This window comes from Blautia sp. TF10-30, assembly GCF_003481245.1.
In the GTDB taxonomy this organism is placed as follows: domain Bacteria; phylum Bacillota; class Clostridia; order Lachnospirales; family Lachnospiraceae; genus Fusicatenibacter; species Fusicatenibacter saccharivorans.
In genome coordinates, this window is the sequence record NZ_QUKM01000010.1 from 111,259 (window position 1) to 124,817 (window position 13,559).

Annotated in this window: 11 protein-coding genes; all 11 read left to right on the top strand. The window is 38.0% G+C overall.

Annotation, left to right across the window (positions count from 1 at the left end):
• Positions 1-6: 6 nt before the first annotated feature.
• The 11 genes from DXD02_RS10595 to DXD02_RS10645 all read left to right on the top strand — a co-directional run bounded on the left by DXD02_RS10595 (position 7) and on the right by DXD02_RS10645 (position 13,007).
• Positions 7-1,203: a DUF5711 family protein gene (locus tag DXD02_RS10595; RefSeq protein ID WP_055226860.1), complete on the top strand. Its 1,197-nt coding sequence runs from the start codon at positions 7-9 to the stop codon at positions 1,201-1,203.
• Between the two features lie 12 nt (positions 1,204-1,215).
• Positions 1,216-1,905, top strand: a complete 690-nt coding sequence (locus DXD02_RS10600) for a CvpA family protein (protein ID WP_118666825.1) — start codon at positions 1,216-1,218, stop codon at positions 1,903-1,905.
• Positions 1,906-2,587: 682 nt separating this feature from the next.
• Positions 2,588-3,727, top strand: a complete 1,140-nt coding sequence (locus tag DXD02_RS10605; RefSeq protein WP_055226864.1) for a hypothetical protein — start codon at positions 2,588-2,590, stop codon at positions 3,725-3,727.
• A 466-nt stretch (positions 3,728-4,193) separates the two neighbouring features.
• Positions 4,194-4,460: a hypothetical protein gene (locus tag DXD02_RS10610; RefSeq protein WP_055226866.1), complete on the top strand. Its 267-nt coding sequence runs from the start codon at positions 4,194-4,196 to the stop codon at positions 4,458-4,460.
• The gene (gene ccpM / locus DXD02_RS10615) at positions 4,453-5,859 is read left to right on the top strand and encodes a Cys-rich peptide radical SAM maturase CcpM (RefSeq protein ID WP_055265672.1); all 1,407 of its coding nucleotides are present in this window, start codon (positions 4,453-4,455) and stop codon (positions 5,857-5,859) included. The genes DXD02_RS10610 and ccpM overlap by 8 nt, the downstream gene beginning before the upstream one ends.
• A 2-nt stretch (positions 5,860-5,861) precedes the next feature.
• Positions 5,862-6,905, top strand: a complete 1,044-nt coding sequence (locus DXD02_RS10620; protein ID WP_055226872.1) for a DUF1611 domain-containing protein — start codon at positions 5,862-5,864, stop codon at positions 6,903-6,905.
• 141 nt (positions 6,906-7,046) lie between these two features.
• Positions 7,047-8,456, top strand: coding sequence for an ABC transporter permease (locus DXD02_RS10625; protein WP_158554998.1), 1,410 nt, complete (start codon positions 7,047-7,049; stop codon positions 8,454-8,456).
• 6 nt (positions 8,457-8,462) lie between these two features.
• Entirely contained in the window at positions 8,463-9,356 is an 894-nt protein-coding gene (locus tag DXD02_RS10630) for a leucine-rich repeat domain-containing protein (RefSeq protein WP_022463281.1), read from the top strand.
• 20 nt (positions 9,357-9,376) lie between these two features.
• Positions 9,377-11,053: an ABC transporter ATP-binding protein gene (locus DXD02_RS10635; RefSeq protein ID WP_055226874.1), complete on the top strand. Its 1,677-nt coding sequence runs from the start codon at positions 9,377-9,379 to the stop codon at positions 11,051-11,053.
• Between the two features lie 31 nt (positions 11,054-11,084).
• The gene (locus DXD02_RS10640; RefSeq protein ID WP_055226876.1) at positions 11,085-11,750 is read left to right on the top strand and encodes an ABC transporter ATP-binding protein; all 666 of its coding nucleotides are present in this window, start codon (positions 11,085-11,087) and stop codon (positions 11,748-11,750) included.
• A 24-nt stretch (positions 11,751-11,774) separates the two neighbouring features.
• Positions 11,775-13,007: an ABC transporter permease gene (locus DXD02_RS10645; RefSeq protein WP_055226878.1), complete on the top strand. Its 1,233-nt coding sequence runs from the start codon at positions 11,775-11,777 to the stop codon at positions 13,005-13,007.
• Positions 13,008-13,559: the final 552 nt, after the last annotated feature.

The window sequence follows — 13,559 nt, forward strand, 5'->3', positions numbered from 1 at the left end:
ATGAAAATGGACGGAAAAAACAGAGAAGAACAGGAGAACGGAGCAAAAGTCCGGGATCTTGAGGAGTATAAAGCAGAAAACAGAAAAAGAAAACGCAGACGCCGGATCACCGTTGGAATCCTTGCAGGAGCCATTCTCGCGGCCGGAATTGGTACAGGGGTATGGCTTCAGCTGCGTACTTTTCAGGGATACGACACAGTACAGGCAACAGAGACCGAGGACACCGATACGTATATGTTTCAGAAATCCGGAAATAAGATCGTGCGCTACGGTATCGACGGCATCGAACTGCGCGACCGGGAAAATCAGACCCTCTGGAGCGATCATTATACCATGGAAAATCCGCAGATGATATCCTGCGGCGATGCAATTGCCATTTACGATAAAAACGGAACCAAAATTGTTGTATACGATGCCGATGGAAAGGCCGGCGAAATTACCGCGTCGTATCCGATCGTGAAAGCATCCGTTGCAGGCCAGGGCGTCGTTGCGGCGATTCTGGAAAACAACGGGGAGAGCTGGATCAAATACTATAATACCGATGGAACGGAGATCGCCTCCTCTCACCCGAACATGGACAGCCCGGGCTATCCGATGGATCTCTCACTTTCCGCGGACGGACTCTGGATGGCGGTTTCCTACGCTTACGAAGACGGCGGCAAGATGAAATCACAGGTCGCTTTCTACAATTTCGGAAGCAGGGGCGAGGATCTGGTGGACAATCTTGCAAGCTCATCGAGCTACACCGATATGCTGTGCCCGCAGATCGAAACCGCGGGAACATCCTCATGGGTTGCCTTCTTTGACAACGGCTTCCGCGTTTATGAAGGAACAAACAAGCCGAAGGAAACGGTGAGCGTATCGGAAGATGGAGAAATTTTAAGTTGCGCGTATGCGGACGACCGCGTGGTTCTGATTCTGCGCGGGGAGAGCGACGATCATCCTTACCGGATGAAAATCTACAATCTGAAAGGAAAGCAGCTTGCGGATGAAAATCTGGATTTCTATTACCAGAACCTTCAGATAGAAGAAAAACAGATTCTGCTGACGAACCGGCAGGAGCTGTGTGTATATACCTTAAATGGAAGAAAGAAGTACAGCGGCGTGGTCAGCGAAACACAGATTCACGAGATCCTCGGCATGGGGCAGAACCGGTATCTGCTCGCGGAGGAGGACGGCGTTTCGATGATCCGGCTGAAATAGGAGAAGAAAAACATGAATTGGCTGAGATACGTATTACTTGCGGTGTGCATTCTTTCCGCGCTGGCTGGATATCGAAAGGGGCTGGTCCGGACAGTGCTGTCCATGGTGTCCCTGATTCTGGTGACAGGACTGGCGATCTGGATGAATCCGTATGTGACGGATGTGCTGAATGAGCGAACGGAGCTGCCGCAGTATGTGGAGAAGAAATGTTTAGAGACATTTGAAAACAATGAATTTCTGTCGGGGGAAAACCAGGATGTGCAGAAGAAATGGCTGGAGAGCATGGGCGTGCCGGAGGAGCTGGTGAACCAGATTCTCGGAAGCGGCGCGGTGCAGGAGTACCAGGAGGAACAGTTGCACAGTCTGGCATCCTATGCGGCGAAAGCAGTATCCGAAAAGATTATGAAAGGAATCGCTTTCTTTCTGACCCTGGTGCTGGCCGTTGCCTTGGTGACGATTGCGGTGAAAATTGTGGAACTGATCGCGGAAATTCCGGGGATCAGCTTTTTGAACCGCATGGGAGGAGCAGGACTTGGTGTCGTGCGTGCGGTGCTGTGGATCTGGATTTTCTTTGCGGTGGTGTACTGCTTTCAGGCGACACACTGGGGGAATGTATGCATGAAGCAGATCCAGGGCGATATGGCGCTGGCATGGATTCGGGAGAATAATCCGGTGCTGATGCTGTTGAAGAATGTATTATAAGATGAGAAAAAACGGTTCCTTGTGGGGCCGTTTTTTGGTGGGAGGGGGGACGAGGAAAAGCGGGCGTCGTGTGGGCGGCGGATGCGGTGGGAGGGGAGAAACGTGCCGGGGTGCGGGGCTGTGATTTGGGTGGGGCGGAGACCTTGGCGTGGATGGGACGGAACGGGGGAGCACCGAGACAATTCGTCAGGAAAACTGATGTTTTCCCGACTCAGTGTCTCTTGAAATCCGGCTTTGTGAGCCGGATTTCATCTCCCCCGTTCCGTCCCGTCCGCGTCAGGTTCCGCTCCCACCCAAATCAATGCCCCGCGCCCCGGCACGTTTCTCCCCTCCCACCGCATCCGCCGCCCACACGCCGACCGCTTTTTCTCTGAAGTTGAGAGCGGAAGAATCTGCTAGATAGAAGGGGATAAGAATGGAAATGAAAGAACAAATAGGATATTAGTGGAAAAAGTTGAGAGTTGTGGAAAATATGGGGGTTGAACTGATATGAAAAGAAATATCTATAAATATACGTATTTATATAAAAAAAATTACATGTTTTTGTGAAAAAAATATTTATGTGAATTTATAATGAATAAAAACTGAAAATATGTACAAAAAGCACATTGAAAAAAGAAGAAATATAGATATAATGTAAGTATGTAGACGAAAAAGAAAAGCTGAACAAGACTATTTGCATATGAAAAATAAAAAAAACGATGGAAAATATGTAATTATAGATGACGGGACAGCAGGGGGGCTGTTTCTGAGTGAGAATGAATACTATGTTGATGAGAATAAAAAAGTTGTTTTGTGCAATTCTGAAAAAAAAGATAATCTGTTTAGAAAGAGATATAAACTAACACATGGCGATAAGTGTTATAGTATCATCAAATATTTTTGCCCAGAGGTAGAATTTATCTCTATAAAAATTATGGAAACAGGGGAAAGAGGTAGCATTGATTCATTCAAAGCGGCGTTAGAATGGTGCTTAAAAGAAAAGATAAAACTTGTGCATATGAGTGTTGGAACAACAAATTATATAGATGCAAAAAAGATAGAAAATATTATAAAACAAATGGTTTCTAATAAAATGATATTATGTGCAGCGCTATCAAATACAAACTTTCCTACATGGCCGGCATGCTTTGATGGGGTTTTCGGGGTAAGAAATTATATTGCTAAATTGCAGGAAAAAGAAATTTCGGTGTCTAAATCATTTCCTTTTTCGGAAATGAATTCGATACAGTTAAATTTTGATGACGTTTTAAAGAAGATTGTTGGGAAAGAATACAAATCAAATAGTTTTGCAGCTCCGATTATTACTGTGCTTTTGATATGTTATTTAAGGAAAAATAAAAAAGGTTCATACCAAGATGCAAAAAAATTTATTATGAATCATATAAACAAATGTATCTATGAAAAAGAATTGGAATGGAATGGGATTGTGAATAATAAAGCGTGGTCAATTCCGATAATTTTAACACGTACTGTTATTGGGGCAAAGTTGTTATATGAGTGTTTTGGGAAGGAAGACTATGAGTGTATAGTATTAACATCAGAAAAGAACCTAAAAGAGTCTTGCGTGGCAGAAATTCCATTAGAATTTTATACGCATGGGAATGTGACAGAGACGTTAATAATGGCAGTAAATACAATATACAATCCAGATGTGCTTATTATTCAAACGGATAAAAATATATTTGAAAGTAATAGTTTGATAGATTTTGAGGTTTTTGATAAAAAAGGATGGAATGTGAAAACAAGGATGGAGCAAATGCAGTTTGAAAATTGTTATAACGCATATAAATGGATAATAATGCAACTTTTAGACGACTAAAATTTACTGGATTACTTTTGCGATCGCAATGGGTAATAAAATTATGCTCGAAGGGAGGTATTCAAATGAAGAAAACGCTTAAAAAGAAAGAACATAAGGGAAGAAATAATGTGAGTGTTTATGCAAATGGACCGTGTTCATGCACATGCTTTTCTACGTGTGGGTCTGCCTATGTTCAGAAAGCTCAGGCGCAGAATCAGTTATACACAAGTGTATTTGGATCTAATGCTAATCACTAAAATGTAAGAAAGATGAGGGCTGCTACAGTGTTAATTAGTGGTAGTCCTCTAGTCCTCATTTTAATTAGAGGATAAGTTTAAAAGTTGATTTAAGCATTATAAAAAATCGTTTAAGAATATGGCTAGAAGTATTATAGATCCTTTGAAATAGCGTTTGTTAAAATGTTGATATGTTTGTTGTAGAGTAAAAATGCTGACAATAGTAGATTTGATGAAAGAGAATAGAAATGATAGAAGAAAAAGTGAAAGATATATTAAAGAAATATAGAAATTTAGAACAGAAAAAAGACTGGAAAAATCAAAAGCTTTTAGGAAATGATCTAAAATTCAGCGCAAGAGATTTGATAAATGTATATGTGGAGTTAGAAAAAGAATTTGATATTCATTTTAAGGAAAAAGATATTGTGGCTGGAAAATTTGATACATTTGATGACATAATAAAATTGATTAACAAAGAAATAGCATATAAAACAAGAGGAAAAGAACATGCATAAACCATTTATTCATTGTTTCAAAACTGCAAAAGAATATTATGTATATGATGTGAATACTGATAAAATTATTCAGGTGTCTTTCGAAACATATAATTTTTTGGAAAACAATATTTGGGATGAAAAAGCGGAAAGAGAAATAGAAAAGCTAATAAATGAAGGATATTTGAAAAGAACGCGGGTAGAAGAGGTAAAACATTTTGCTACGGACTTTTTAGAATCTTATTTAGAAAATAGAATGAATCAGTTAGTTTTGCAAGTGACACAAAAATGTAATTTGCGTTGCAGTTATTGTGTTTATTCTGGTGATTATAAAAATAGAAATCATAGTCAAAAAGAAATGAGCTGGGAAACTGCAAAAGAAGCAGTAGATTATTTGTATGGGCATTCGATGTCTAGCGAAGACATATATATATCATTTTATGGCGGAGAGCCATTATTAATGTTCAGATTGATAAAAGAAGTAGTTGAGTATGTGAAGAGAGAATATTGCCAAAGAACGGTACATTTTAATTTGACCACTAATGGAACGTTGTTTACACCAGAAATTGTTCAGTATTTTATTAAAAATAATATACAAATTATGTTTAGTTTGGATGGGCCTAAAGAAGTGCACGATAAAAATAGAATATTTGCAGGAAGTAATAGAGGATCATTTGAAAAATTGAGAGATAGCATGAAAATGATATATAGTATGGACAGAAAATATTATAAAAAAAATGTGTCTTTCAACACAGTGTTAGATCCCCAAAATGAGTTAAGAACAATATATGAGTTTTTGGATAAAGATAGGCTGATTTCGAAAAATTTGAGTAGAATATCTGTTTTGAATGATAATTATACGGATAAACAATGTGAATTTAGCGGAGAATTTGTTGAAGAACAGGAATATGAATATTTTAAATGTTTTCTTTCAAAATTAAAACGAATTAATGAAAAATTTGTGGCTAGAGCAGTAAAAGAAGAATTTGATAATGAAATGAGAGAAATTAAACAACATGAGGAAAAAATGCAAGAAGAGATTTCAAAGGTAAATCATCATAGTGGTCCCTGTATTCCAGGCGCGAAAAAAATTTTTGTAACAGCAGAAGGAAATATATATCCGTGTGAGCGAGTGAGTGAAATATCAGAAGTTTCCAAAATAGGTGATATAAAAAAAGGAATAGATAAAAACAAAGTGTTAAATTTGCTAAATATAGAACGATATTCGCAAGACCGGTGTAAGGATTGTTGGGCATATCAACATTGCACAATTTGTATAGCATGTGCAGATGACACTAAAAATATTTCAAATAAAGAAATAGAAAAACATTGCTGGAAGGTTAGAGGGGGATTTGAAGAGGCAATGAAAAATTACTGTACTTTAAAAGAACTTGGTTATAAATTTGAGGAGTATGAATGAAAATGTTAAAAAGAGTAGGTATATTTCCGGTAGATCAAGAAAGTATAACACTATTTGAGAACATACATGAATGTAGATATGGTGAAATTATGCATATTGCTTCAATAAAAGCATGGGGACTTTGCGGGAAAAAAATTCAACGTTGTGATGGTAGTGAGATAATAATAGAGGAGGGAATAGGTAATATTATAAAAGAATGTGAAGTGTTAATTCTTCTTGAAAGTTGGCACGATGCATCGCCTGAATATATAAAGAGCGTGGTGAAAACAGCAAAGCAGAAATCCATAACGATAGTTTCTATTAATAATATCAGGAACAGTTTAGAGATAGATCAGCATTATGAAAATGTCGTTGTTGCTAAAAAATTAAAAATTCAAAAAAAGTGTGACGATTTAAGAGTAAGAAAGATAAATATTCCGGTTATTTGCGTTTTGGGTTTGACACAAAATAGTGGAAAATTGAAAATGGAATTAGAACTGCAAAAATGTTTGAAACAAAAAGGATATAAAGTTGCAGCAATTGTTTCTGGATTAAATGGATTAATTGGGAAAGATACATTTTGCTTTGAAAAGAAATATTTAAATGGGAAAAATAGGAATGAAGAGATAATTATAAATATAAATGCGGCTGTAAAGCGGTTAGAACAAGATTATGATATTGTAATTGTTGGGATACCAGGAGCATGTCTCTCGTTTAATCCACAATATTCTAATGATTTTGGCATTACTACACAATTGTTTATGTGTGCAATAGAACCAGATTATAGTGTTTTGATGCTACCATATATGCGCTATGAAGAAGCGTTTATTAGTCATGTTAAAGATGAGGTTCAAAAAAGATATGATATTACAATTAATGATATTGGAATATCAGAATTTGCAATTGATATGGATGCGAGTTTTGAACAAAAAAAGATGTGTTTTTTAAAATTAATTGACAAGGAAAGGGATTTTGAGCATTTGAAAAAAATATCAGTTGTTGATATTAAAAGTGATTCTCAAATAGAAAAATTGAGCGATAGGATTATTTGGACACTTGAAAATTAAACATAAGCTTGTCGCATTTTGAAATATATAGGGGGAAGAAAGAATATGTTGAAAAGAGCAAGCAGAAAATTAAGAAGTACTCCTGCGAAAACATTGATGTATATCATACTGTTTTTAGTACTTTTCCTGGCGATATTTTCTATGCTGATGATTGGAATTGCAAGTGGAAATAAAGTGAAAAGAGCACAGGAAACATTGGCCAACTCTATTACTCTGCGCGGGCCGGCCGAGGGAGAAGCTGGAAAATCATGTACTGTATATGCGATCCCGTCCGCAATCGTAGAAAAGTTCATTGACAGCAATTATGTTCAGGGGTACACCATGGAAGCGGGAACATATTGGCTTGATCCGGTGGATACGGAAACATATATCAGCGAGGAGACACAACAGCGCCTAAAAGGTTATCTGAAAGATTCAGGCATGTATACGATGACGGCTGTTGGAACACTGGACTGCGCATACGATACCTATTTTCTGGCAAAGGGTTACAGGATTGTGGAAGGAAGCGGACTGAGCTACGGAGAACGGGGCAAATACGAAGCTGTGGTAGGAGAAAAATACGCCGAAAAAAATCATCTCCATGTGGGCGATACTGTTAAATATAAAATGGAGCAGGGAACGATCGAATACTATAAAGTAAGTGCCCCGGAAGAAATTAGTTTCAAAATTCGAGGCATTTACAGAACTCCAGAGGTTTATCAGTCCGATTCCGTTGTGAATGACTGGCACAATAATTTAATTTTTATTCCACTGGATATTTTCTGCGAGTATTCTATGAAAGCATTAAAAATTCAAAATGTGGGATTTAATACAGTTACGGTCTATTTGAAAGATACAAAATCAGTTGAACCATTCATAGAAGAAACAAAAAACAAAATAAAAATAGGAAGTGTGGATGATGTTGTACAGACCGATGAAAATGGAATACGTTCCAGCGTAAAGCCAATGGTAATATCACAGCAGGATTTGGAATCTGGAGAATGGTCCTATCAGTTGATTCGAAACAAGGAATGGTATGAGATGGTTGCGAAACCTGTTGAAAAATTGAATCGTCTGATAGGATATATGATCGTAGGATTTGTGACTGCCGGAATTTTACTGTTCGGCATTCTGACCAGCCTGTCAGTCAAAGGGCGAAAACGTGAGATTGGAATTTTACTTTCGATGGGGGAACACAGAAAAAGGATTTTAGGACAGTTCGTTTTGGAGAATTTGGTTCCGGTTTTGATTGCCCTGGTTTTTGCGGCGCTGTGTGCGACACCAACAGCAGAGTATTTCGCAGATCGGATGATTTCGAATCAGGCTGAGAAAGTGGAGCAGGAAAATGAAGATCTGTCGGGAAATATTAAAAACGCGCTCCCGACAAGCGAAATAGCTGCGTATGAATCAACGGGAGTAACTGTTGATACGGATTTGTCCATTGAGTGGAACTGGAAAATCATGACGGGGATGATTCTTGGTATTTTAGATCTTTTCCTTTTGATATTAATTCTGCAAGTCGGCAAAATAACTAGAGAAAGCCCGGCATCTATATTGCTGGACAGAAAGTAGGTGTTCATGAAGAAAAAAAGAATGATAATGATCGTAGCGATGGTTCTGGTGCTGGTATGGCGGGAAGACGTTTTTGCAGTGGAATCTGGAACGACACAGGTTTCGCTACAGGCAGACTGGCTCCAAGAGGGAGATTACCAGTATAGCGTGGAAGAAGATGAAACTGTAACTTTACGAAACTATATCGGGACGGAAAGCGTGATTGTCACACCGAAAGAAGTAGGTGGGAAAGAAGTGACGAGAATCGGAGATTCCTGCTTTTTGAGAAAAACGGATCTTCGGGCAGTGCAGATATCCGAAGGCATTGTTGAAATCGGGGAATCTGCCTTTGCGGAAGATGGTCAGTACAGTGATACAACTGCTGGGTTTATCAGCATTGTAATGCCAAAAACACTAAAAAAGGTAGGAAAAAGCGCATTTCAGGGAACTAGAATCACACAGATTTATTTTTATGATGGTTTAGAGAGCATTGGTGATAATGCCTTTATGTATTGCTCTTCTTTGTCAAAAATACGGATTCCAGATAGCGTGGAGAAAGTAGGACAATTTTTATTTTTGGGAGCTGGAAAACCCTATGAAGAAAGTCAAGATAGTGCGATGAAGATTTTTGGCGGAAAAATAGCGGAAGAACTTGCAAAAGATAATCAAAGAGCCGAATATGGTGGTGAAGAAATGCAGGAAATTTCGATCCAGTATTGGCTTGAGAAGAAGGAGAATGAAACGAAAGAAGAGGTTATAGGACAAAAATATTTTGATAAAAATGATACAGGCTTTGAAAAAGTATTTTTTAAGGCTCCTTCGAGTGGAGAAAAGCAAAGTGGGAAAATAGTCTGGATGGACATATTTCTTGGGGTGTGTATGGTTGGACTAATAGGAATCAGTGTTTGCTTAAAGGATTAAAAATATTATATTTGTGAACAATGAAGAAAATAATAGAGAATAATAAATGTTTATATTTTTTAAAAGAGTTACTCAAATATAAAAAAGAAATAGGTATTTTGAGTATAAGCACTATTGTTTCTACAGTAACTGTATTTCTGCAACCATTATTGATAAAACAGATCACAGACATCGGAATACTCGAAAAAAATATGCCCCAAATTGTTAATGGAGTAGCCGGTTTATTTGTTTGTGTGCTGGTATATTTAATGATTGAAGTTGTGCAGGCAAAAACTTTTGCAGAAATACATAATTCATTCTATAAGAACTTGTATTGCAATGTATTTCGAAAATTATTGCATTTAAAAAAACATTATTTTCAAATGAAAAATAGTATGGAAATAGTGCAAATGTTACAATGCGATGTATCTCAGGTTGCGTCTATGACAGATAGATATGTAGTGATGAGCTTTTCGTATGTTTTTCGTGTAATTAGTGGACTTGCTGGACTTATGCTGTTGAGTCCTGAACTGTTATGCATTGTAGTGATAGTAATTCCAGTGAAATACGTGTTAGTAAAATGTCTTGCTAAAAAGCGTGAGAAAAACATGAAAATGTATATTCAAGTTGAGCAACAATTTGGAGGATGGCTTGGCGATACAATTAATACTGTGGAAGAAATTAAATTGTGGAATCTATATGAATTAAGAAAATGCGAATTTTTAAAACAGATTTGTAAATCGTTAGCGGTTGAAATGAAAGGAACCATGATTGAGACATGGAATATTTTTGGGGATGCTGTTTTAGAGTGGGGTGTAACAATTCTTATTTATTTAGTTGGTGGATATTTGGTGTTCGTGGGAAAAATTTCCATAGGTTCAGTTTTTGCTTTTGTTTCTTATTCTAGTTATGTTACAAGACCGGTAAATAGTTTAATTGATCTGCGTATGCATTTTGCAAGTGTCAAACCGTCCGCTGAACGACTTTATACATTTTTGAATATGGAAGAGGAACGAAGTGGAAGTAAAAGAGTGGAAAAAGAGATTTCGCCAATATTAGAATTTAAAAATGTGAGATTTCAGTATACAAAGGATAGGGAAGTGTTAAAGAAAGTATCTTTTAAACTTGAGCCGGGAGAAAAAGTGGCTATTATTGGAAAAAATGGAAGTGGAAAATCAACAATTTTGGAATTACTATTACGATTTTATGAACCGGAAGAAGGAGAAATTTTATGTAATGGTGAAAATATAAAAGTGCTAAAATTATCAGAATACCGAAGCCTTTTTTCTGTTGTGAGTCAGAAATCAGCGTTGTTTTTGGGGGACATTGTGCAGAATATAGATTTGGAGGGGAAAGCAGACAGACAAAAACTGAATGAGGTACTAAGGAAAAGTGGCGTGAAAAAATACTTGCAACGTTTTCCAGAAAAAGAAAAAACACAAATAGGAGATGATGGAGCATTTCTTTCAGGAGGAGAAAGACAAAAGCTTGTGGTTGCACGGGCACTATTGAAAGATGCGCCGGTTATGCTTTTTGATGAAGCGTCCAGTGGATTTGATGTAGAAGCCAATGAATATCTTTATAAAATTATAACAGAAGAAATGCCGGAAAAATCTGTGATTTTTATTACACATCATTATGATAAACTGGAAAAATTTGATAAAGTATATTTGGTAAAAGATGGGTTTCTTACGGAAGTGAGAACTGGAAAAATGTAGAGGCGACTAGATTATAGTAGAAAGGAACAATATGGCAGAACTGGAATTAAAAGAGGTAAGCTATTTTTACGAGAGCGGCGGAAAGAGAATTGATATTTTGGATAAAGCCAGCTATTCATTTGAGAAGGGTACTCTTTACACGATTGTTGGTCCTTCTGGATCGGGGAAAACAACGACGCTGACTTTGGCGGGTGCGCTGGAAGAACCTAAGAGCGGCTGCGTGTGCTTTGAAGGAAAAGATATCCGGGAAATTGGCTATACAAGATATCGAAACAGCAAGATTGGAATTGTGTTTCAGGCGTATAATCTGCTGCCTTATCTGACCCCGCTGGAGAATGTGCTGGCGGCAATGGAAATTACGTCAAATCCGATTAAAAACAAAAAAGAACGGGCGCGGGAACTTCTGACACGAATGGGAATTACAGAAGATCAGATGAACCGCAATATCAATAAACTTTCAGGAGGCGAACAGCAGCGCGTAGCGATTGCGCGTGCGATTTCGACAAATGCAGAGGTGATTCTTGCGGATGAGCCGACGGGAAATCTGGACGTTGATACGGCGGCTGGCATTGTGAAAATTTTCAAAGAGCTGGCTCATGAAGATAAGAAATGTGTAATAGCAGTTACACATTCGGAAGCATTTGCCGCGGAGGCAGATGTGGTGGTACGGCTGGAAAAGAAAAAATTGCAGGATTAAACATGAGGGGGAGGGAAAGTTTTTATGAACTGGATCAAAAGAGCATTTCGCAGTATTTCTTATCATAAAAAAAATACAATTCTGATGTTTTTAAGTTTCCTGATTTTATCCATCCTGATCCTGTTTGGCTTATGTATCCGCGCGGCAAGTCGGGAACGGATATGGGAGATTCGGACGAGCATCGGAGGAAGCGTGCTTGTATCGAATGAGCGTCAGATATACAGTGAAGAGCCGCGCGGTGTGAATTCGATTTCACATCAAAAATATTTGGAACTCTGCGCTGATGAAAGAATTCGGTTTGGCAGCTGTAATACGGTGACAGCTGCTCTGGCGGATAACTTTACAGCTGAAATTATGGACGGACAGGAAGAAAATGGAACAGAAAATATTTATGTGGAGGGATCATCTGATCCTGTCGAGTATTTTAGTTCTGTTTCTTCTGTAGTTACACTGATTTCGGGACATGTACCGCAGAATGCAGAAGAAGCGGTAGTCAGTGATGGGATTGCGGAACGGAATGGACTGGGAATAGGAGATACCATAGCTGTTCTTTCACCATACACAAAGGAGCGGTATACATTTAAAATCAGTGGTATTTACAGTACGAACGAGGCAGCTTACAGTGGAAATGTGGTATATAATAACCCAGCAAATGCTATCTATACCCTGGATACACCAGTTTATGAGATGAATGAAAATGATAATGTAAAAGAAATTACATTGCAGTTGAAGGACCCGGAAGAAGGAAGAGCGTTTGCTGAAGATGCGAAAAAAATGCCGGAATATATCAAAGAAGAATATGATATGGACTATACGGTAAATGTTTCAGCTTATAAAGCGGTGGCCGACAGCCTGAAGAGCCTGGCAGGGATTTCGAATCTCATGGTGATAGTTTCCGTAATCCTTGGAACTATCACATTAAGTTTTTTGATTCTTATGAATTTGCGGGATCGCATGTTTGAGATTGGCATTCTTCTTTCTGTTGGAGAAACAAAGATGCGGATTATGCTGCAGATGTTGATGGAATCTTTTTGCCCGGTATTGCTGGCAATTACAGCGGGGGTAATTTTTTCTTATCCTTTGGCGAATGTGATAAAAATAGCTGTAGATCTTTCGAACGGTGTGCAGGCTGCAATTAAGACACAGCAGATTATAATATTGTATCTTTGTGGAATGGGGGTTGTGCTGGCTTCTTCTATGGTTATGGTATACCAGATTGTACGATATCAGCCGAAAAAGATTTTGATGATGGAGTAAAAAAAGAAATAGTCAGATAAAATACTGAATATGCAGAATTGACCGTATTTTTCTAAAAATAAGAAAATTCGAAAAAAGGTGTTGACTTTTGCTTTCGGGGGTGTTATTATAACTAAGCTGTCAGCGAGAGCTACAGTGAATGAGTTCTTTTGAAACAGAAAAACCTAGTTCGGAGCCGGGTGGCGGCCGCGGGCTGCAAAAACTGCTTCAAAAAAACTTGAAAAAAGTTCTTGACAAAAGCAAATGAGTTTGATAAAATAAACGAGTTGCTGATCGAGAGAACAGCAAAGAAGTTCGAAAGAACTTCAAAAAATAAATTTAAAAAAGTTCTTGACAAACGAAAAGTTCTGTGATAAAATAAATGAGCTGATCCGAGTCGGGACAGCAGAGATCCTTGATAATTAAACAGTGAAACACATCCTCGAAAGTTCTGAATAAGTAATTCAAAACGATCGAAAGATCCTTTAAAACAGTAAAAGGGATAAATTAGCTAGTATGTTGATTTTGAACTTGGAACAAATCTTTTATCAGAGAGTTTGATCCTGGCTCAGG